Genomic DNA, 19,826 nt, shown 5'->3' with positions numbered 1-19,826 from the left:
CGACCTCAGCCCTCAAGCAGTGCGACCACTTCGTCGAGAGTCGGCGCATGCGCGCCCGCGTGGCGGCAGGCCGCTGCGCCGGCGGCCAGCGCGAACGCCAGATGCTCGGCCCACGTGCGCTGCGGCGCGCTCATCTGGCTGAACAGCAAACCGCCGATCGACGCATCGCCGGCGCCGACCGTATCCACCACCTCGACGCGCGGCGGCGCCGCTTCGATCACCTGTTCGCCGTCGATCAGCGTGGCGCGCTCTGCGCCACGCGTGACCAGCACCACCGCGCGTGGATTTAGCGCGCGCAGCTGTGCGATCGCGTCGGCTTCGGAGGTCTTGAAGATCATCCGCAGGTCTTCGTCGGACACCTTGATCAGATCGGCGAGCGCTGCCATCTGCCGCAGCGTCGGCTCGTAGCCGTGCTCCATCAGGTTGCGGTAATTCGGGTCGAAGCTGATCTTCACGCCGGCCGCGCGCAACTGCGCGGCAAGCGCGGCGAGCGTCGCGCCGAGCGGCTGACGCACGAGGCTGATGCAGCCGAAGTGCGCCCATTGCACGTGCGAGATCCAGCCGTGCGGCAACTGCTGCGGATCGAACGCGAGGTCCGCGCCGTTCTCACCCATGAAGAAGTAGGTCGGCGGATGCGTCTGGTGCACGATCGCGAGCAGCGGCGGGCGCTCGACGCGCTGCATGAAACGCATGTCGAGCCCGGCGGCTTCACTGGCTTTCCACAGTTCATCGGAAAACCAGTCGGTGCCGAGCGAGCCGGCGCAGGCCGTCGGCAAGCCGAGCCGCGCGACCGCGCGCGCCACGTTCCAGCCGGCGCCGCCCGGCACCGACAGCCAGTGCGAATCGCCGGTGCGCACGAGATCGGTCAGGATGTCGCCGGCCGAAACGAAGACGGGAAATTCAGTGCTTGCGCTCATCGGGCTCACCGTGCGGTCTGGTTCTGTCGTTCAGCGGCCGCGGCTCGTGCGGCAGTCGCGGCCGGCGCGTGTGCTGTTGCGGCAGCCGTCGCGGCGGCCGCGGTATCGGGCAGCGCGTGGTTCAGCACTTCGTAGCACGCACCCATCGTGTGATAGTCGGTCTTGCCGGCCGGGCTCTTTTCATCGCTGTACTTGCGGTTGTCGCAGGTCAGGATGCGGTACCACGCGCCGTACTGGTGATCGACGAAGTGGTTCCAGCTGTAGCGCCAGATCTCGTCGTACCAGTCCCAGAAGCGCTCGTTGCCGGTGCGTTTGGCAAGCAGCGCGGCGGTCGCGAAGGTTTCCGCCTGCACCCAGAAGTACTTGTCGTGATCGCAGATCGTGCGGTCGGGGCCGAAGCCGTAGTACAGGCCGCCGTGGTCGTCGTCCCATGCGGAGGCCATCGCCGCATCGAACAGCTCGATCGCGCGCGGCAGCAGCCACGGCAGCGGCCGGTGCCGTTCGAGAATCAGCAGCAGCTTCGCCCATTCGGTCTGATGGCCCGGCTGAAAGCCCCATGGGCGGAAGATGTTTGAGCTGTCTTCTTCGTTGTAGTGCCAGTCGACCGACCAGTCTGCGTGGAAATGCTCCCACACGAGCCCTTGCGACAGCTTCGCCTGGCGCAGCGTGATGTTCGACGCGACCCGTTCCGCGCGGTCCAGATAGACGAGGTGGCCGGTGGCTTCGTAGGCGGTGAGCAGCGCTTCGGTGGTGTGCATGTTCGCGTTCTGGCCGCGATACGAGCTCACGCGCCAGTCTTGCGTCGCTTCGTCGGCGTACAGGCCGGCAGCCGCATCCCAGAAGCGGTGTTCCATCAGGTCGAAGGTGGCCGCGATCATCGGCTTCGCTTCGTCGATGCCGGCCATCGCCGCGTGCGCGTACGCGAGCAGTACGAAGGCGAGGCCGTAGCAGTGGCGCGTCGCGTCGAGCGTGCGCTTGTGGCCGTCGCGCCATTCGATTTCCCAGTCGTAGCCCTGGTGGTGCGTGTCCCAATGCGCGTCGTGCAGAAACTTCAGGCCGTGGCGCGCGTATTCCAGATGCTGCGGGTCGCCGAACTGGCGGTAAGCCATCGAGTAGTTGAACACGAAGCGGCAACTGCTCACCAGATGGCGCGTCGAGTGGTTGTAGACCGACCCGTCGTCGCGCAGGAAATGGTGGAAGCCGCCGCTCGGGTCGAGCACGTGCGGCGCGTAAAAGCGCAGCGTGTCGTCGATATGCGCGAGCAGGAACGCCGGGTCGCGGAAATTTTTGACGGCCGGCGCCTTCACTGCGTCGGCGGGAGCGGGTTGGAGCGTGTCGGGTCGTGTCATGACGGGGTCACCTGAGTACTGGCACGGACAACGAGATGGACGGGCAGCCGCACTTCGAGTTCAGCGGGCGCGTCCTCCAGCAGCAATTCGACGCCGCGCCGGCCGAGCGCCTCTTTGTCGACGGCAATCGTCGACAGCGGAGGCGTCGCATGTGCGGCGGCAGGAATATCGTCGAAACCGACGATCGCGATGTCGTCGGGTACGCGCAGGCCGCGTGCGTGGCACACGCGCAACGCGGCGAGCGCGGCCGCGTCGTTGTACGCGAACACCGCATCGGGGCGTGCACCGGGCGCATCGAGCAGCTGTTGCATCGCGCGCGCGGCGCCGGTGTCGGGGTCGAGGCCTGCGTCGATCGCGACTTCGAGCGACGGATCGAACAGCAGGCCCGCTTCGAAGTACGCGCGGCGATAGCCAAGCGCGCGCTGCGCGATGCTGAAGTGCGCGAGCGAGCCGCCGATAAACGCGACGCGCGTGCGCTTCTGCTCGAACAGGTGGCGCATCGCGAGCGCGGCGCCGGCCGCATTGTCGAGATTCACCGAGCGCAAGCCGGGTGCCCACAGGTCGATCAGCACCAGCGGGCGCTGCATCGCGGCGAGCGTCGCGAGCGTTTCCGGTTCGACGAAACCGGCGACGGCGATCGCGTCCGGTGCGTGCAGGCGCATCTGCTGCACGACGTCTTCGGTGGGGCCGGCGGTCAGCACCGACGGCACGATGCCGCGCTCGCGGCACGCGTCTTCGACGCCGTGCAGCACGTGCGAGAAGAACGGGCTAGCCGCGAAGTTGTTGTGCTGGCGATGCAGCAGGAAGGTGAGGCGGCGAATGCGCGGGCGCAGCTGGGCGGCGTCGTAGCCGAGGCGGCGCGCCGTTTCGACGACGCGCACGCGGGTGGCGTCGGACAGGCCCGGCTGGTTTTTCAGCGCGCGTGACACGGTGCCGATCGACACGCTGGCGGCACGGGCGACGTCGCGGATGGTGGTGGCCATCTGAATCTGGAGGCTGTTTTGAGTTCGGGCGATTGTATAGTAAAAATTGTCGCAGAAACCCAACTGGCAGGGCTATCGATACGCGGAGATACCCGTATATGAAGCGCTCTTGCAGTAAGTGGTCGTTTAGTAAAACAGCTAAACAGGGCGTGCCAATGGAAGACTTATGCGGCGGTCTGTGCGAAAGCTTGAGTGCCGTCTCGCCGCGTGCCCGCTCGCTCGAAGAGCGGACCGTCAGCACGAGCAGGCTGCACTTCGCATCGAAGTACAGCCGCAGCGTGAAAATCGAAAGAGGGAAAAAGAGGAGTTACTGCAAGCGGGCCATCGCTGTGACGACGCGTGGCTCAGCCGGTATTCAGTTGATGCTCGCCGGCGCCGCGTCGGTACGCCGGTCCATCATCGCTTCGCTTTCGCCGGCGTCGATCACCACCAGCCCCGAGGCCCGCTGTTTCGCGCGGCGTTTCGCGAGTGCCGCCACCGAAGCGATGTCCTCGCTGCTGTAAAGCGTGCCCGCGAAATCGGGCTGCACGTGCACGCAGCCGATCGCCATCGTGACGAAGCCGAAGAAGGTCGGATTGCCACGCCGGTCTTCGCCGTGGATGCCGCCGGCCAGCCGGTCGGCCGGCGCATAGAAGCGCCGCGCGCCTTCATTGAACCCGAGAATCGCGCGGCTCGCGCGCGCGATGCAATCTTCGCTCTGGAACAGGATCAGGAAGTCGTCGCCGCCGACGTGGCCGAGGAAATCGCGGGTCGGATCGCACACGTCCGCGAGCACCGCTGCGGCGAACTTCAGCACTTCGTCGCCTTGCCAGTAGCCGTACTGATCGTTGAATGGCTTGAAGTGGTTCAGGTCGACGTAGCACGCGTGAAAACCGGCGCGATTGCCCAGTAGCCGGTTGATGTGCGAACTGATCGGAATGTTGCCCGGCAGGAAGGTCAGCGGGTTCGCGTAGCGCGCCGCTTCGATGCGCACTTCGGTCACCGCGCGCACCAGGTTCTCGCCGGTGCCGAGGCCGGCGTAGTGGCCGTTGTCGGTGATCACGAAGCCGTCGGCCAGATAGCGTTGATCGTCGCTGGCGAGCAGCTTCGCCATCTGCTCGACCGTCATCGACTTCTCGATGATCACCGGCGATTCGTTTGCGAATAGCAGGCATGGCCGTTTGCCGAACAGCTCGCGGTGATACGGCAGCGCGTAGCGGTCCATGAACGCGCGGCGATTGATCAGCGCCACCGGTTCGTCGTGTTCGACCACCGCGAGCGCATGCAGATGCGGCAGGCGGTTGAACAGATCGAGCACGTCGTTGTTGGTCGCGTGACGCGGCAGGGCCGGCGCCGGCACGATCATTTTCGCCGAGGCCATGCCGCCGGACGGCGACGCGGACAGCGTGCGGGTGGCTTCCGGAAACACCGCGATATGACCCGCGCGAAGCGCCTCGCGCGCCTCGTCGCCGACCGTGCGCCGCGGCCGTGCATTCGGCTTGCCGAAGAAGTAGCCCTGGCCGCAGTCGATGCCCATGTCGCGCACCACGATCAGGTCGGCCTCGTTCTCGATGCCTTCGGCCACCAGCGTCGCACCGCTCGCGGTTGCGAAGTACTGCATCGCTTTCACCGCTTCGAACTTCAACGGATCGCTGGCGATGTCATGGATAAAGAAGCGGTCGATCTTCACGACGTCCGGTCGCAGCCGCACCCACAGGCTCATGCTCGCGTTCGCGGTGCCGTAGTCGTCGAGCGCGAATTGCGCGCCCGTGGTGCGCAGCTTCGCGATCGCGGGCAGCACGTTGTTCATGTCCGGAATCGCGCTCTGCTCGGTCATCTCGATCACGATGCGGCTCGGGTCGACGCCCGCGTCGGACAGCAGCGCGAAGGTCTCGTCGCGCGCGTCGGCCAGCTGCCGGATCGCGCCGGCGCTGAAATTCAGGAACAGCTTGCCGTCGCAGGCGAGGCGCGCGAAGGCCTCGATGCAGGTGCGCGCGGCGGCGCGCTCGAGCGCGATCGCCACGCCTTCAGCCTCAGCCTGCTCGAACAGCGCAAACGGCGTTTCGAGATCGGAGCCGGCCGGACCGCGAATCAGCCCCTCGTAGCCGAGGATCGCGCCGCCCTCGAAATTGACGATCGGCTGGAACACGGCGGACAAGCCGCGTCCGGCGATCAGTTCAGCGACGCGCGGAGCGCGGGACCGGGCAGACAGGCGAAGTGACATGGCGAACTGCCAAACGGGGGATGTTCGTCATATCGGCGGCGAGCCTCGCGACTTGAGTGAATTTTTCATGACATTTTGCGGCCGTGCGGGCGTGCTTGCGGGCGTGCTGCGGGCGCGGCGTTTTTTGCTTATGCCATCCGGCCAGGCTGACGCCGGGCCGCGCTCACGGTGAAATAACGACGTTGCAACGAAGCGGCAACAACGGCAGGCAAACAAAAAGCCGCATCGAGCGGCTTTCGTCGAACAGTCTCAGGGAGAGAGTGTATGAATGTCTTTTCAGGCTCGCGGGCCCATCTGGCCGCGGCTCACAGTGCCCGCAGCGTCCTGCGTGCCCGCGTGCTTCTGCGCTTTGGCGTCGCGGGCGCCCCAGCGTTGCGCGAGAGCGGCACACGTCATCAACTGCACCTGGTGGAACAGCATCAGCGGCAACACGGCGGCGCCCACGGCGTGGGTGGCGAAGATCACCTTGGCCATCGGCACGCCGGCGGCAAGACTCTTCTTCGAACCGCAGAAGATGATCGTGATCTGGTCGGCGCGGTTGAAGCCCAGGCGCTTGCTGACAAGCATCGTCAGCCCAAGCGCAAGCGCGAGAAGCACCGCACACGCGACCACCAGCCCCCCCAGCGCGGAAAGCGGGATGTGATGCCACAGGCCTTCGGTCACGGCCTCGCTGAACGCGGCATAGACCACCAGCAGGATCGAGCCCTGGTCGACGTACTTCAGCACGCCGCGGTTGCGGTCGATCCACGCGCCGATCAGCGGCCGCAGCAGCTGGCCGCCGACAAACGGCACCAGCAGTTGCAGCACGATGTTCCAGACGGTATGCCAGGGCGACGTGCCGCCGGCGCTCTGGTTGGTCACGATCACACTGACGAGCGCGGGCGTGATGAAGATGCCGAGCAGGCTGGATGCCGAAGCGCTGCATACGGCGGCGGGCACATTGCCCTTGGCTATCGAAGTGAAGGCGATCGACGACTGAACCGTCGAAGGCAGCGTGCAAAGGAAGAGGATGCCGACATAGAGCGCTGGCGTGACGATCGGCGCAAGAAGCGGCTTGAGCGCGAGGCCGAGCAGCGGAAACAGCGCGAACGTGCTTAGCAGCACGACCAGGTGAAGGCGCCAGTGCGTCGCGCCGGCGACGATCGCCTCGCGCGACAGCTTGGCGCCGTGCAGGAAGAACAGCAGGCCGACTGCAATGTCCGTCACCCAGTTGAACGCCGCGGCGGCCTGCCCGTGCACGGGCAAAAAGCTGGCGAGGATCACCGTGCCGACGAGGCACAGCGTGAAGTTGTCCGGAAGCAGTTTCGGGCGAGCCATTTCTTGTTATCTCGATGCGGAGCGACGCGGCTACATTAGGGAAAACACGTATTTTCCATGCAAATGCATTAACCAGGCAAATTCATTTGCCGAATTGATTAATGTGGACGGCGCATGAAAGCGTTGTTATCCATTCGTCAGGCGTTTGGCGTGAGGCGGGGGTGCATGGGCGACCGCTGTTGCCGGAGTTGCGCTGCGCGTGGTCAGCGATTGCAGTCGTCGATGTTCTGACGAAGATCTGGAGGGGTAGGCGTGCGTCGTTTTGCAACAGATTCGATGCGCGCCTTATGTATGGCGAAAGCCTTTTCTGAGGGCGCGAACCGTGCGATTTCCATACTGCGCGGGGCGCGGAAAAACGACCGTAACATGGTGTTACAACCCTGCCGAGGGCATAACATTTTTTGCCTCGACACCACCAGGAGGCACCCATAAATTACTGCTGAAAGGCCGTCGGCACGTTGATAGATGCACCATATGGGTAACCCGTATGGGCAGCCCATGTGGGCCGGGAATTCCCAAGCGTTCCGCAGCAGGTCGCGCCGTTATCCGGACAGCGCACCGCATCGGCCTCGCCGTCGGCGGGTAATTCATTGTGAGCGCAGGACATTTTCGAACAAGGTTTTGGCGGGTTGGACTAGTCGGCGCGGTATTCGCGGCCGTGCTGTCGGTCGCCCATGCGAACCCGTCGCGTGCACCGCACCGCGTGGATGTTCGGCCTGTCGCTTATGGCTCTGTGCTGGCTAGCCCGGCGGAAAACGTTCATCTGTTCGACGCAAAGTATCGTTTGGTGGCGCGGCCCGCGATGCAGTACGCCGGCGTGCAATACGCAGGCGCGATCACGCAGGTCAGCGCCGAGACGCGTGGGGTGCCGCACCCGCCATCGAACGGTCAGTCCATGCATACCGGCTCGATACGCGATGACGTCGCGCGCTATAACGAAGAGCGCGTGTCCCGTCAGATTACGCGTCCCCCGGTCGACTCCGGCCGTCAGCAGGGTGCCTCTCAGTATCGCAACTAGCGGCGTTTCGCCGACGTCGGTGATTCTCGCTTTCGCTGGTTCAACTGTCGTCGCGCGGCTTTCATTCGCGTAAGCCTGTTGCACTCGCCGCATCGAACGCGTTTCGATGTGACGTGAACACGCCACACCGCTCAGACGTCGCGCGTCCCGTCGACACATTCTCTGGTTCATCCCGCCCTCACCGCTGCGTCGCAACGTGCGTGCGCAGCGCGCGCCCGAACATCTCAGCCAGTCCGTTTCCCTACAGGCTTTTCCGCCGTGCCGCGTGATGGCGGCGGCGCCGGCGCGCGCACTTCCCACGTGCCGCGGCGCCCTGCCTGCTGACCAAACTACCCGGACCGCTATACCCGCAATAAGCGCAGATGTTTTTGTCCACAGGGATTGTCCGCAAAGATGACCCCGGCCCAGATTGGCTCGATCCGGAATCGACAACGCGCGACAACGCACAACAACGGACGAGCGCCCCGCCCCAGCCGGATCCCTTTTGACAAAGACAGGAGAACGCATGAGAACAACGATCAGCGGTGCCTCGCGCACCCTGCTGAAGGTGAGCGCCGTGGCCGCGCTCATGGCTGGTGCAGGTGCCGCGTTCGCGCAGTCGAGCGTGCAGCTATATGGTCAGGTTGACGAATGGGTTGGCGCGCAGAAGTTTCCGGGCGGACAGCGGGCGTGGCAGGTGTCGGGCGGCGGCATGTCGACGTCCTACTGGGGTATCAAGGGTTCCGAAGATCTCGGCAACGGAGTCAAGGCGATCTTCACGCTGGAAGATTTCTTCCGTGCCCAGAACGGCCGCTTCGGCCGCTTCGACGGCGATACGTTTTTTGCGCGCAACGCGTACGTCGGCATCGAATCGCCGTACGGCACAGTGACCGCCGGACGGTTGACCACGCATCTGTTCGTATCGACGATCCTGTTCAATCCGTTTATCGATTCGTATGTGTTCTCGCCGATGGTGTATCACGTGTTCCTCGGCCTCGGCACGTTCCCGACCTACACGACCGACCAGGGCGTGGTCGGCGATTCGGGGTGGAACAATGCGATCCAGTACTCGACGCCGAGCTTCGGCGGCCTCTCCGGCAGCGCGATGTACGCCTTCGGCAATTCTGCCGGGCAGAACGGCTCGAAGAAATACAGCGTGCAGTTTTTGTACTTCAACGGTCCGTTCGCGGCGACCGGCGTCTATCAGTACGTGAACTTCAACAACGATCCGACCGATCTGGACACGCTGGTATCCGGCATGAAGAGCCAGGGCGTCGGGCAGCTCGGGCTGACTTACGACATGAAGTACGTGAAGTTCTACGGCCAGTACATGTACACGAAGAACGACCAGCAGATGGGTACGTGGCATGTGAACACCGCGCAGGGTGGCGTGACGATTCCCGCGGGGCCGGGCACGGTGATGGCGTCGTACGCGTGGTCGCGCGACGGCGGCGGGCTCGACCAGACGCATCAGACCTGGGCGATCGGTTACGACTATCCGCTGTCGAAGCGCACCGATGTCTACGCTGCGTATCTGAACGATCACTTCACCGGCCAGTCGACCGGCGACACGTTCGGCGTGGGGATGCGGGCGAAGTTCTGAACGGCACGGTGACCATCCGTCGCCTGTCACGTATCCATGTCGGATCACGACAGCGGTAAGTTGGCGGACGGTCGACTGAAGCAGGACACCTCCCAGAGAACTCGTGCGGGGCTCTCGAATGTTGACCGAGGTCTGTCCGGGGACGCCCAGACGACGCCTTGGCAAAATTTGCCAAACTCTGTAGGCTGCCTTGCATGAGTACGATGAACATTTCCCTCCCAGATTCGCTGAAGGACTACGTCGACGAGCAGGTCAGCGAGTGCGGCTATGGCACAAGCAGCGAGTATGTGCGCGAACTGATCCGCAAGGATCAGCAGCGCATGCATTTGCGTACGCTTATCCTGCAAGGCGCGACGTCAGGTCTCACAGCTCCGGTCGACACCGGATATTTCGACTCGCTGCGCGCACGCGTGCGTACCTCGCGTAAATGAGGGGTAGCCAGTCATCCCGACCCGGATGGCAATGCAGGATGTGGAAACCGAGCTGACCCACTACCTCGTGGACGAAGGCTCGGAGCAAGCCGCGCTCGGGTTCATTGCGGAGATCGAGCAAGCCTATGCGCGCCTCGCGAAGCACCCTGATATTGGGTCCCCACGTTATGGTTATGAACTGGACATACCGGGGCTGCGGTCGTGGCCGCTCGAGCGCTATCCGCATCTGATCTTCTACATTGAGCGTGAGGACCACGTCGAGGTTTGGCGCGTGCTCAACGGCAAACGCGATATTCCGGCGTGGCTGTCAAGCGATGACAGCACGTTTCACTGAAACCATCCACACGACACAACGGCTACGTGCATCCGACGGTCTGAACTACCCCCCAAAGTTGGACACCGATTCGACTCGTGGGTGTTTCCCATGGTGAAGTTACGTCACGCGCTTTATCGACTGTCCTTTGATAAAGTCCATGGAATCTAATCGATTGATTCCTGTCGCGAGCGATTGCCATGGACACCTTGATCAGCATGAAAGTGTTTCGTCACGTCGTCGAAGTCGGCAGCTTTGTCGGCGCGGCGGAGCGGATGGAGATGTCGGCGGCGATGGCGAGCAAGCACGTGATGCATCTCGAACAGCAGCTCGGCGCGCGGCTGCTGAACCGCACGACGCGCCGCGTCGCCACCACCGAGGCGGGCCGCGAATACTACGAGCGCCTGAGCCAGGTGCTGGTCGAACTGGACGAAGCGGAGCAGGCGGTCGGCGCGGCGAGCGTGGTGCCGCAAGGGCGCCTGCGCATCAGCTCGCTGTCGGCGTTCGGGCTGCGGCACGTGATGAGCGCGACTGCCGATTACGCGACGCTGCATCCGCAGGTGACGGTCGACATCACGCTGTCGGACCGCGTGGTCGAGCTGATCGACGAGGGTTTCGACGTCGCGATCCGGGCTTCGCCGAGCGGCTTGAAGTCGTCGTCGCTGATCGCGCGGCAGGTGGCGACCGCCCACCTGGTGCTGTGCGCGTCGCCGGAATATCTGCGGCGGCACGGCGTGCCGAAGTCGCTCGCCGATCTCGCGCAGCATAACTTCATCGAATATGCGGGACGCTCGGTGCTGGATCTCCTCGCCGGCGTACGGGCGGGCAATGCGCCGTTGCGGATGGCGGGCAATATGGTCGTCAACCATCTGGAGGCACTGCGCGTGGTCGTGTTGCAAGGCGCGGCGCTAGGATTGCTCGGTACCGAGGTGGTCGGCGACGATCTCGCCGAAGGGCGGCTCGTGCCGCTGCTGGTTGACGAGTTGCCGCCGCGCGAGTTGCCGATTCACATCGTGTACGCGAGCCGCCGGCATCTGTCGGCGAAGGTGCGCTCGTATGTCGATTTTCTGGCCGAGCGGTTTGCGAGCGAGACGCTGTGGCCGACGCTCGAGCAGGTGTGTGCGCTTGCGGTGAGGTGACGCGCCGCACACCGCATCACCCGGTCGCGAGGCCGCTTGCGCCGGTCCATCCCGCGCTGGGCGTTTCGATATACTGGCAGCCAGCACCCGCACCGCGTGACCACTGCGTCACGCGGCAAACGAACCGGGGGAGACATGACCGATCTTTCCACGCCGCAGCGCATCGGCGGTCACCAGCCGTCCGCGCAGTCGTCTGCTATCGCATCCGCGCCGCCGCGGCGCCTGCGTTTCGTCACTGCTGCCGCGCTGTTCGACGGCCACGACGCATCGATCAACATCATGCGGCGCATTCTGCAGGCAAGCGGCGTCGAGGTGATCCATCTCGGGCACAACCGCTCCGTCGACGAAGTCGCGACCGCCGCGCTGCATGAAGATGCAGACGGTGTCGCAGTGTCCAGCTATCAGGGCGGACACGTCGAATATTTCCGCTATCTGGTCGATCTGCTGCGCGCACGCGGCGGACAGCGCATCAAGGTGTTCGGCGGCGGCGGCGGCGTGATCGTGCCGCATGAAATAACCGAACTCGAGCAGTATGGCGTAGAGAAAATCTACTCACCGCAGGACGGTCAGCGTCTCGGCCTGCAAGGCATGATCGACGACATGATCGCGCGCTGTGCGAGCGCGGCGCGTAGCGATGAAGTAGCCGCGGATGCGGCGGGTGGCACAAACCCCGGCGCAAACCCCAGCGCAAACCCCAGCGCAAACCCCAGCGCAAACCCCAGCGCAAACCCCAGCGCAAACCCCAGCGCAAACCCCAGCGCAAACCCCAGCGCAAACCCCAGCGCAACCGCGCCCGAACAACTGGCCGCGCAAATTCCCGGCGCGTTACACGCAGACGAAACCTTTCTCGCCCCGCACACGCCCGCCGCAGATTCCGACCGCTTCACCCCCGTCTACCGCAAACTCGCGCAACTGGTCACCGCGCTCGAAGCCGGCCATAGCACGGACGCAATTCGCACCGCCCTTGCACCAGCCGCACAAGCGTCGTCCGTACCCGTGCTCGGCATCACCGGCACCGGTGGCGCCGGCAAGTCTTCGCTGACCGACGAACTGATCCGCCGCTTTCGCCTCGACTACGACGACACATTGAGCATCGCCGTGCTAGCGATCGATCCATCGCGCCGCAAGTCAGGCGGTGCACTGCTTGGCGACCGCATCCGCATGAACGCGATCGGCGATTGGGGCGCAGGCTCGCGCGTGTTCATGCGCTCGATGGCGACGCGGGAAGCGTCGAGCGAAATCTCGAACGCGCTGCCCGATGCGATCGACGCATGCAAGGCAGCAGGCTTCGAGCTGATCGTCGTCGAGACGTCGGGCATCGGCCAGGGCGATGCCGCGATCGTGCCGCATGTGGACGTGTCGCTGTACGTGATGACGCCGGAATTCGGCGCCGCGAGCCAGCTCGAGAAAATCGACATGCTGGACTTCGCCGATTTCGTCGCGATCAACAAGTTCGACCGCAAGGGCGCGGCCGACGCGCTGCGCGACGTGGCAAAGCAGGTGCAGCGCAATCGCGCGGATTTTGCGAGCGCGCCCGACAAGATGCCGGTGTTCGGCACGATTGCGTCGCGCTTCAACGACGACGGCGTGACCGCGCTGTATCAGCACATCGCGCCGGCGCTGCGCGCACGTGGGTTACGCGACGGCAACGCGCGTCTGCCACTGATGGAAAAGACTCGCCATTCGAGCGGCCGCAACGCAATCGTGCCGCCGGAGCGCGTGCGCTATCTGTCGGACGTCGCGCAGACGGTGCGCACGTACCGCGCGCATGCCGAGCAGCAGGCGCGCGTGGCGCGCGAGCGCTGGCAGCTGAGCGAAGCGCGGCGCATGCTGGCCGGCGAAGCGGCCGTACAGCACAGCGACGAAGTGTCGACGCAGCACACCGGCGGAGCATCAGCACAGCACACCGGCGGAGCATCAGCACAGCACACCGGCGGAGCGTCAGCACAGCACACCGGCGAAGCATCAGCACAACGCACCGGCGGAGCGTCAGCACAACACACCGCAGATGGCCCGAGCGCGACGACCGCCGGCGCACACGATAAAACGCCCGCCGCCGCCTCACCGGACCCCGCCCTCACCCGGCTCGACGCGCTGATCGCCGCCCGCAGCGCGCAACTCGGCGCACCCGAACAGGCGCTACTCAACGCATGGCCGCAAACCGTCGCCGCCTACTCAGGCGACGAGCACATCGTGAAGATTCGCGAGCGCGAGATCCGCACCGCGCTGACGGTCGAAACGCTATCGGGCTCGATCGTCCGCAAGGTGGCGCTGCCGAAGTTCACCGATCCCGGCGAAATCCTGCGCTGGTTGATGCTCGATAACCTGCCCGGTTACTTCCCGTTCACCGCGGGCGTGTTTCCGTTCCGCCGCGAAAACGAAGATCCGACGCGGATGTTCGCCGGCGAAGGCGATCCGTTCCGTACCAACCGGCGCTTCAGATTGCTGTCGGCGGGGATGCCGGCCAAACGGCTGTCGACTGCATTCGACTCAGTCACGCTATACGGCGAGGAGCCGCACGAACGGCCGGACATCTACGGCAAGGTGGGCAATTCGGGCGTGTCGGTCGCCACGCTCGACGATATGAAAACGCTCTACGACGGCTTCGATCTGTGCGCGCCCGACACATCGGTGTCGATGACGATCAACGGCCCGGCGCCGGCGATCCTCGCGATGTTCTTCAACGTGGCGATCGACCAGCAGATCGGGCGCGCGCAGGCCCACGCGCAGCAGCAAGGCCGCGCGGCGAACGCCGACGAACTCGAGCAGGCGCGTCGCAACGCGTTGCAAAACGCGCGCGGCACCGTGCAGGCCGACATCCTGAAAGAAGACCAGGGGCAGAACACCTGCATCTTCTCCACCGAGTTCAGCCTGAAAGTAATGGGCGACATCCAGGCGTATTTCGTCGAGCACGGCGTGCGCAATTTCTATTCGGTGTCGATCTCGGGCTATCACATCGCGGAGGCCGGCGCGAATCCGATCTCGCAGCTCGCGTACACGCTCGCCAACGGCTTCACGTATGTCGAAGCCTATCTCGCGCGCGGCATGTCGATCGACGATTTCGCGCCGAACCTGTCGTTCTTCTTCTCGAACGGCATGGACCCGGAATACACGGTGCTTGGCCGCGTCGCGCGGCGCATCTGGGCGATCGCAATGCGCGAACGCTACGGCGCGAACGAACGCAGCCAGAAGCTCAAGTACCACGTGCAGACGTCAGGCCGCAGCCTGCATGCGCAGGAGATCGATTTCAACGATATCCGCACCACGCTGCAGGCGCTGATCGCGATCTACGACAACTGCAACTCGCTGCACACCAACGCGTTCGACGAAGCGATCACCACGCCGACCGAAGATTCGGTGCGGCGCGCGATGGCGATCCAGCTGATCATCAACCGCGAATGGGGGCTGGCGAAGAACCAGAACCCGAGCCAGGGCAGTTTCATCATCGACGAATTGACCGATCTGGTGGAAGCCGCGGTGCTCGCCGAATTCGACCGGCTGACCGAGCGCGGCGGCGTGCTGGGCGCGATGGAAACCGGCTATCAGCGCGGCCGGATTCAGGACGAGTCGATGTTGTACGAACACCGCAAACATGATGGCTCGTATCCGATTGTCGGCGTGAACACGTTTCTCGGTGCGCATGCACACGATGCGCCGCCGCCGATCGAACTGGCGCGCTCGACCGATGAGGAAAAACAAGGTCAGCTGGCGCGCTTGCGTGCGTTTCAGGAGCGGCATCGCGACGGCGCGCCGGCTGCGCTCGAGCGTCTGCGGCGCGCAGTGATCGACGATCAGAATGTATTCGCGGTGCTGATGGACGCGGTGCGAGTCTGCTCGCTGGGGCAGATCTCGCACGCGCTATTCGAAGTGGGCGGGCAGTACCGCCGCAATATGTGACGGCGCACAGGATCGCGTAGCTACCGCTCAGCGACCGATCCCGAGCCGCTGCTTCGCGTCGTCGTATTCCTGCTTGAGCCGCGCGACGAGCCCGGCCACATCCGGCACGTCGTCCATCAGTCCGACGCCTTGCCCGGCGCCCCAGATGTCGCGCCATGCCTTGGACTTGTCGCTCGCGAAGTCCATTTTCGTTTTGTCCGATTCCGGCAGCGCGTCCGGATCGAGCCCTGCCGCGACGATGCTTTCGCGAATGTAGTTGCCGTGCACGCCGGTGAACAGATTCGTATAGATGATGTCGGCCGCGCTTGCATTGACGATTGCGTGCTTGTAGCTGTCGATCGCGTGCGCTTCCTGGGTGGCGATGAAACGCGTGCCCATGTATGCGAGATCGGCGCCCATCGCTTGCGCGGCGAGAATCGAACCGCCATTTGCGATCGCGCCGGACAGCACGATCGGCCCATCGAAAAGACGCCGCACTTCGCCGACCAGTGCGAACGGCGAGATCGTGCCCGCGTGTCCGCCGGCGCCCGCGGCAACGAGGATCAGCCCGTCTACGCCCGCTTCGAGCGCCTTCTGCGCGTGACGCAGGTTGATCACGTCATGCAGCACGATGCCGCCGTAGCTGTGCACCGCATCGATGATTTCTCTGGCCGGCGCGCGCAGGCTGGTGATGAAGATCGGCACCTTGTGCTCGACGCACACGCGCACATCGTGTTCGAGCCGCTCGTTCGACTGATGCACGATCTGGTTGACGGCGATCGGCCCGATCACCGCATCCGGATGCGCGGCCTTGTGTTCGGCAAGTGCTGCTTCGATCTGCGTGAGCCATTCGCCGAGCCGTTCGGCCGGGCGCGCATTGAGCGCCGGAAACGAGCCGACGATGCCGGCCTTGCACTGTGCAAGTACGAGTTCCGGATAGCTGACGATGAACATCGGCGAAGCGACGACAGGCAAGGCGAGGTTTTGCAGAACGGCAGGCAGCGCCATGACGGGAGTCTCCTGAGAACGGCCGGCGTTGCATTGCACACCGGTGATATGAGTGTAACGGGAAGCGGCGGCCTCGATCGACGACCGTGCCGGCATGTGCTGCGCCGCTTTGAGAACGATCGTTCGATTATAGGTGAGGCTGGTGGGGTTCGTGTGCTGTCAATGGTTGGAAGGAGAGTTCGGCTTCTACGTTTGAGTGGGCTAACCCACCACGTGCGGACACACCGTGCTTCTACAATGCGCTGACTCACAACGACGAGAGCCCAGCGATGTTTTTCGAGGACTTCACACCATTTCGGTTTGCCGACGGTGAAGTGGATATTCATGGAGTCAAGGGTGGTGCGGGCCCGCCTTTGCTGCTGCTGCATGGCCATCCGCAAAATCATTTGATCTGGCATCGGTGCGCGCCGCAACTTGCGCAACACTTCACCGTGATCGCGCCCGATCTGCGCGGCTATGGCGCATCGGGCAAGCCGGCGGGCGACGCGACGCACCAGACCTACTCGAAGCGCGCGATGGCGGCCGATCAGATGGCGTTGATGCGTCACTTCGGCTATCAGCGTTTTCTGGTATGTGCACACGATCGCGGCGCGCGCGTCGCGCACCGCCTCGCGCTCGATCATCCGGCTGCGGTCGAGCGGCTGATGCTGCTCGACATCGCGCCGACGCTCGCCATGTACGAGCGCACCGACCGTGCGTTTGCTACGGCGTACTTCCACTGGTTCTTCCTGATTCAACCCGCGCCATTGCCGGAGACGCTGATCGAGGCGAACCCGGCCGCGTACGTCGACGGCGTGATGAGCTCACGCCACGCCGGGCTCGCGCCGTTCGCGCCCGAGGCGCTCGCCGCGTATCGCCGCGCACTGGCGCAGCCGGGCGCCGTGCATGCGATGTGCGAGGACTACCGCGCGGCTGCGACGATCGACCTCGAACACGACCGCGCGGACCTCGAGCGCGGCAACAAGATCGGCTGCCCGCTGCGGGTGCTGTGGGGCGAGCATGGCGTGATCGCGCAATGCTTCGAACCACTCGACGAATGGCGCAAGGTGGCGCGCGACGTCAGCGGCCGCGCGCTGCCGTGCGGCCATTACATTCCCGAGGAAGCGCCGGATGAACTGATTGGCGAGATGATGCGGTTTTTCGATGCGATCGAGTCGTAGCGGCGAGTACGGGCGGTTTGGGTTTGCATGCTATGGATTCCGTAGCATGTGCAAAGCGTAAATCGGCTGGATCGATAAAGCCTGCCTTTATGACACACCGGTGGCAGGAACGCCGCGCGGTGTGAGCGTTTCTAGGGAAATCACCGATGCGTGCGGGGCGGCAGCAGAAGTATTATTCGAAGCGACGCTGATCACGTCACAAAAAATATTGCGCCGCTCGCCATCTTGCCGAGCGGCTTTCTTTTTTGTGCCGCGCGTGGGCAGCTTAGGCGGTTCGAGCCATCGAGGCCGCTTCTCAGGCAACCTGGGGCGCGTGAGCCGATTCGGCAGCTTAGGCCGCGCGTGCGCTGATACGCTCGCCGTCGATCTGCAACGGGCCGCCATCGCGGCTCAGTTCTTCGACGATTCGACGCAGCAGTGCCGGCCACGCGCTCTGCGGCGCCAGCATCGACGCTGCGGCGCGCAACGTGTGCGCCTGTTCCAGCATGTCGAGCAACGCCGCGAACTGCGTGCTGCGCATATCGAGCAGCCGGAATACCAGCAAGACTTTCAACGCATTCTTCGCATTGCGCACCGGATCTTCGCGCAGCCAGGCAACGCGCGAGAACGCGCGTTCGAGCGCCTGCTGCACGTTCGAAAACGGCGCACCGTGGCCGGGTATCACTACGGCCACGTCCAGATCGGCAATCATTTCCAGCACGGCTTGTTGTTCGGCGAATCCGCTGGCGCCGTCCAGTTCCGGAAAAATCACGCCAAAGCCGTTTTCCCATAACGCGTCGGCACTGACCAGCAGGCGTTCGCTCGCGCAGTACAGCATCAGCGAATGCGGGTCGTGTCCCGGCGCGCCGAGTACCTGCCAGTCGAGTGAGCCCAACTGAAGCTGCTCGCCCGGCGCGATACTGCCGTTAGCGACAAAGGGCGCGCAGAACTGGCCGGTGGCGCGGAAACTCAGCTGGGTTTCGTCCCACTGCCGCACCTTGTCGATTTCGGCGGCAGGCACCAGCGTTGTGCATGGCCAGCTCTGCTGCAGCAACGCGTTGCCGCCGCAATGGTCGGAGTGCAGATGGGTATTGACGATCAGATCGAGCGGCCGCGTGCCGAGCGCGTGGCGTACCAGCGCGACGGTTTGCTCCGCGTGCGTCGCATAGCCGGTATCGACGAGCGCAGTGCGCGTCGGGTCGATCATCAGCACGTTGTTCGACGACAGCCAGCCGCGCTCGAAGACGCGCAGCGACGCGGGTAAAGGTTTGTTCAACATTCCCGGCTGTCGATTCATCGCGCGGTACTCCCGGCTGCGGCATCGGTGCTTCGCGGCATCACCAGCACCGTCGCCTTGCCGAGCAGCACGACTTCGTCGTGCTGATTCACCGCCTTGCCGTCGAGCTGCGCGAGGTCGCCACCCAGGCTCGCCTTCCAGAACGCGCGGGTGACCTGCCACGAAAGCGTCAGCGTATCGCCGCTGCGCGCCGCTTTTTTCAGCTTCATGTCGAATTCGAGGCCGAGCGGCTGCGCGTACTGCGAGAAATGTGTGGCCACCAGCGCCATCCAGTGTGCGGTCGGCTGGGTTCCCGACGCGATCAGGCCGCCGAACCGGCTTTGCGCCGCATACGCATCGTCGTGATGCAGCGGGTTCAGATCGTTGACGAGCGTCGCGAATGCCTTGATCGACTCGGGCGGCAGTGCCAGCGTCGTGCTGAAGGTCTCGCCGATTGTCACGACTCGCGGCGCGTCGTCGCTCATAGGTTCACCTTGTGCGGCGCGACCAGCTGCGCGTGGCGCACGTCGATCGCGTCCCATACCGCGCGCTTCGCCGTATCGTCGAGCAGCGACCAGCTGGCGATTTCGTCGATCGTGCGCAGGCAGCCGTCGCACCAGCCGGTGGCGGGGTTCATCCGGCACACGTTGATGCACGGCGACGGCACCGGCGTCGGGTTCTGCGTCGGGTTCTGCGCGCGCGGGTCGACGGTTGTCATGGGGCTTCGCGCAGCGCAACGTCCGCGACCGGCGCGCCGGTCAGTTCGACCAGTTGCTGCGGCGACAGGTTGAACACGGCGTGCGGATGGCCGGCCGCGGCCCACAGGCTGTCGAGTTCGAACAGGTCGGCGTCGATCAGCGTGACCGGTGGCGTGGCGTGGCCGATCGGACACACGCCGCCGATCGCATAGCCGGTCATTTCGCGGACGAACTTCGCATCGGCCCGGCCGATCGCGCCGACTTGCGCGGCGACCTTCTGTTCGTCGACGCGGTTTGCGCCGCTTGCGACCACCAGCACCGGTGCGTCGTCGTCGCGGCGGCGAAACAGGATCGACTTGGCGATCTGTGCGACCGAACAGCCAAGCCCTGCCGCCGCTTCGGCGGAAGTCTTGCCGGTTTCCGGCAGCATCACGATGTGGCCCGCGTGGCCGCGTTCGCGTAACAGTTGCGCGACGCGGCGGGCGGAATCGGGCAACGCATCGAAATCGGTGTGGGCGGGGGAACGCTGGGACGAAGCGGGATCGATCATGGTGGTTCGCTGTTCAGTTCTGGTTTC

General features: G+C 64.6%; 17 protein-coding genes. 7 read left to right on the top strand and 10 right to left on the bottom strand.

Features of this window, described 5'->3' with window-relative positions; translation table 11 throughout:
- Positions 1 to 5 precede the first annotated feature (5 nt).
- The 5 genes from ACYVNQ_RS25175 to ACYVNQ_RS25155 all read right to left on the bottom strand — a co-directional run bounded on the left by ACYVNQ_RS25175 (position 6) and on the right by ACYVNQ_RS25155 (position 6,769).
- The gene (locus ACYVNQ_RS25175) at positions 6 to 917 is read right to left on the bottom strand and encodes a carbohydrate kinase family protein (protein WP_460905825.1); all 912 of its coding nucleotides are present in this window, start codon (positions 915 to 917) and stop codon (positions 6 to 8) included.
- Positions 918 to 922: 5 nt separating this feature from the next.
- The gene (locus ACYVNQ_RS25170) at positions 923 to 2,266 is read right to left on the bottom strand and encodes an AGE family epimerase/isomerase (protein WP_460905822.1); all 1,344 of its coding nucleotides are present in this window, start codon (positions 2,264 to 2,266) and stop codon (positions 923 to 925) included.
- On the bottom strand, positions 2,263 to 3,249 hold the full coding sequence (locus ACYVNQ_RS25165; protein ID WP_460905819.1) for a LacI family DNA-binding transcriptional regulator: 987 nt from the start codon (positions 3,247 to 3,249) through the stop codon (positions 2,263 to 2,265). Before ACYVNQ_RS25165 ends, ACYVNQ_RS25170 begins: the two co-directional genes overlap by 4 nt.
- A gap of 355 nt (positions 3,250 to 3,604) precedes the next feature.
- Positions 3,605 to 5,452 carry an EAL domain-containing protein gene (locus ACYVNQ_RS25160; RefSeq protein ID WP_460905816.1) on the bottom strand — a complete coding sequence of 616 codons (1,848 nt, stop codon included), beginning with the start codon at positions 5,450 to 5,452 and terminating at the stop codon, positions 3,605 to 3,607.
- Positions 5,453 to 5,728: 276 nt separating this feature from the next.
- Positions 5,729 to 6,769 carry a bile acid:sodium symporter family protein gene (locus ACYVNQ_RS25155; RefSeq protein WP_460905813.1) on the bottom strand — a complete coding sequence of 347 codons (1,041 nt, stop codon included), beginning with the start codon at positions 6,767 to 6,769 and terminating at the stop codon, positions 5,729 to 5,731.
- Between the two features lie 658 nt (positions 6,770 to 7,427).
- Between ACYVNQ_RS25155 and ACYVNQ_RS25150 the strand changes: the two genes are divergently transcribed.
- The 6 genes from ACYVNQ_RS25150 to ACYVNQ_RS25125 all read left to right on the top strand — a co-directional run bounded on the left by ACYVNQ_RS25150 (position 7,428) and on the right by ACYVNQ_RS25125 (position 15,149).
- On the top strand, positions 7,428 to 7,787 hold the full coding sequence (locus ACYVNQ_RS25150) for a hypothetical protein (RefSeq protein ID WP_460905809.1): 360 nt from the start codon (positions 7,428 to 7,430) through the stop codon (positions 7,785 to 7,787).
- A 505-nt stretch (positions 7,788 to 8,292) separates the two neighbouring features.
- Positions 8,293 to 9,369, top strand: a complete 1,077-nt coding sequence (locus ACYVNQ_RS25145; protein ID WP_460905806.1) for a porin — start codon at positions 8,293 to 8,295, stop codon at positions 9,367 to 9,369.
- Between the two features lie 194 nt (positions 9,370 to 9,563).
- Complete coding sequence (locus ACYVNQ_RS25140; protein WP_460905803.1) at positions 9,564 to 9,800, top strand: type II toxin-antitoxin system ParD family antitoxin; 237 nt, start codon at positions 9,564 to 9,566, stop codon at positions 9,798 to 9,800.
- Positions 9,801 to 9,831: 31 nt separating this feature from the next.
- On the top strand, positions 9,832 to 10,134 hold the full coding sequence (locus ACYVNQ_RS25135) for a type II toxin-antitoxin system RelE/ParE family toxin (protein ID WP_460905800.1): 303 nt from the start codon (positions 9,832 to 9,834) through the stop codon (positions 10,132 to 10,134).
- Positions 10,135 to 10,313: 179 nt separating this feature from the next.
- On the top strand, positions 10,314 to 11,252 hold the full coding sequence (locus ACYVNQ_RS25130) for a LysR family transcriptional regulator (protein ID WP_460905797.1): 939 nt from the start codon (positions 10,314 to 10,316) through the stop codon (positions 11,250 to 11,252).
- Positions 11,253 to 11,387: 135 nt separating this feature from the next.
- A complete protein-coding gene (locus tag ACYVNQ_RS25125; RefSeq protein ID WP_460905793.1) occupies positions 11,388 to 15,149 on the top strand; it encodes a methylmalonyl-CoA mutase family protein in 3,762 nt (1,253 codons plus the stop codon).
- A 27-nt stretch (positions 15,150 to 15,176) separates the two neighbouring features.
- Here the strand turns inward: ACYVNQ_RS25125 and ACYVNQ_RS25120 are convergent, their stop codons facing one another.
- Complete coding sequence (locus ACYVNQ_RS25120; RefSeq protein WP_460905790.1) at positions 15,177 to 16,136, bottom strand: NAD(P)H-dependent flavin oxidoreductase; 960 nt, start codon at positions 16,134 to 16,136, stop codon at positions 15,177 to 15,179.
- 269 nt (positions 16,137 to 16,405) lie between these two features.
- Between ACYVNQ_RS25120 and ACYVNQ_RS25115 the strand changes: the two genes are divergently transcribed.
- Positions 16,406 to 17,296, top strand: coding sequence for an alpha/beta fold hydrolase (locus tag ACYVNQ_RS25115; RefSeq protein WP_460905787.1), 891 nt, complete (start codon positions 16,406 to 16,408; stop codon positions 17,294 to 17,296).
- Positions 17,297 to 17,627: 331 nt separating this feature from the next.
- On the opposite strand, the gene ACYVNQ_RS25110 is transcribed toward ACYVNQ_RS25115, so the two are convergent.
- Genes ACYVNQ_RS25110 through ACYVNQ_RS25095 form a run of 4 tightly spaced genes read right to left on the bottom strand, consistent with a single transcriptional unit; the run spans position 17,628 to position 19,799 of the window.
- The gene (locus tag ACYVNQ_RS25110; RefSeq protein ID WP_460905784.1) at positions 17,628 to 18,554 is read right to left on the bottom strand and encodes an MBL fold metallo-hydrolase; all 927 of its coding nucleotides are present in this window, start codon (positions 18,552 to 18,554) and stop codon (positions 17,628 to 17,630) included.
- A gap of 14 nt (positions 18,555 to 18,568) precedes the next feature.
- Positions 18,569 to 19,036: a MaoC family dehydratase gene (locus ACYVNQ_RS25105; RefSeq protein ID WP_460905781.1), complete on the bottom strand. Its 468-nt coding sequence runs from the start codon at positions 19,034 to 19,036 to the stop codon at positions 18,569 to 18,571.
- A complete protein-coding gene (locus tag ACYVNQ_RS25100) occupies positions 19,033 to 19,269 on the bottom strand; it encodes a DUF1289 domain-containing protein (RefSeq protein ID WP_460905778.1) in 237 nt (78 codons plus the stop codon). The genes ACYVNQ_RS25105 and ACYVNQ_RS25100 overlap by 4 nt, the downstream gene beginning before the upstream one ends.
- Positions 19,266 to 19,799, bottom strand: coding sequence for a YbaK/EbsC family protein (locus ACYVNQ_RS25095; RefSeq protein WP_460905775.1), 534 nt, complete (start codon positions 19,797 to 19,799; stop codon positions 19,266 to 19,268). Before ACYVNQ_RS25095 ends, ACYVNQ_RS25100 begins: the two co-directional genes overlap by 4 nt.
- Positions 19,800 to 19,826: the final 27 nt, after the last annotated feature.

This window comes from Paraburkholderia jirisanensis (assembly GCF_054782355.1).
The sequence above is the reverse complement of the archived record's forward strand: the minus strand, read 5'-3'. Positions and strand labels throughout refer to the sequence as shown.

Bases quoted from the DNA above. Each gene is read 5' to 3' on its own strand.
- ACYVNQ_RS25130 (WP_460905797.1), top strand. From the start codon at position 10,314: ATGGACACCTTGATCAGCATGAAAGTGTTTCGTCACGTCGTCGAAGTC.
- ACYVNQ_RS25170 (WP_460905822.1), bottom strand. From the start codon at position 2,266: ATGACACGACCCGACACGCTCCAACCCGCTCCCGCCGACGCAGTGAAG.
- ACYVNQ_RS25095 (WP_460905775.1), bottom strand. From the start codon at position 19,799: ATGATCGATCCCGCTTCGTCCCAGCGTTCCCCCGCCCACACCGATTTC.
- ACYVNQ_RS25140 (WP_460905803.1), top strand. From the start codon at position 9,564: ATGAGTACGATGAACATTTCCCTCCCAGATTCGCTGAAGGACTACGTC.
- ACYVNQ_RS25120 (WP_460905790.1), bottom strand. From the start codon at position 16,136: ATGGCGCTGCCTGCCGTTCTGCAAAACCTCGCCTTGCCTGTCGTCGCT.
- ACYVNQ_RS25115 (WP_460905787.1), top strand. From the start codon at position 16,406: ATGTTTTTCGAGGACTTCACACCATTTCGGTTTGCCGACGGTGAAGTG.
- ACYVNQ_RS25155 (WP_460905813.1), bottom strand. From the start codon at position 6,769: ATGGCTCGCCCGAAACTGCTTCCGGACAACTTCACGCTGTGCCTCGTC.
- ACYVNQ_RS25145 (WP_460905806.1), top strand. From the start codon at position 8,293: ATGAGAACAACGATCAGCGGTGCCTCGCGCACCCTGCTGAAGGTGAGC.
- ACYVNQ_RS25125 (WP_460905793.1), top strand. From the start codon at position 11,388: ATGACCGATCTTTCCACGCCGCAGCGCATCGGCGGTCACCAGCCGTCC.
- ACYVNQ_RS25135 (WP_460905800.1), top strand. From the start codon at position 9,832: ATGCAGGATGTGGAAACCGAGCTGACCCACTACCTCGTGGACGAAGGC.
- ACYVNQ_RS25110 (WP_460905784.1), bottom strand. From the start codon at position 18,554: ATGTTGAACAAACCTTTACCCGCGTCGCTGCGCGTCTTCGAGCGCGGC.
- ACYVNQ_RS25100 (WP_460905778.1), bottom strand. From the start codon at position 19,269: ATGACAACCGTCGACCCGCGCGCGCAGAACCCGACGCAGAACCCGACG.
- ACYVNQ_RS25165 (WP_460905819.1), bottom strand. From the start codon at position 3,249: ATGGCCACCACCATCCGCGACGTCGCCCGTGCCGCCAGCGTGTCGATC.
- ACYVNQ_RS25105 (WP_460905781.1), bottom strand. From the start codon at position 19,036: ATGAGCGACGACGCGCCGCGAGTCGTGACAATCGGCGAGACCTTCAGC.
- ACYVNQ_RS25175 (WP_460905825.1), bottom strand. From the start codon at position 917: ATGAGCGCAAGCACTGAATTTCCCGTCTTCGTTTCGGCCGGCGACATC.
- ACYVNQ_RS25160 (WP_460905816.1), bottom strand. From the start codon at position 5,452: ATGTCACTTCGCCTGTCTGCCCGGTCCCGCGCTCCGCGCGTCGCTGAA.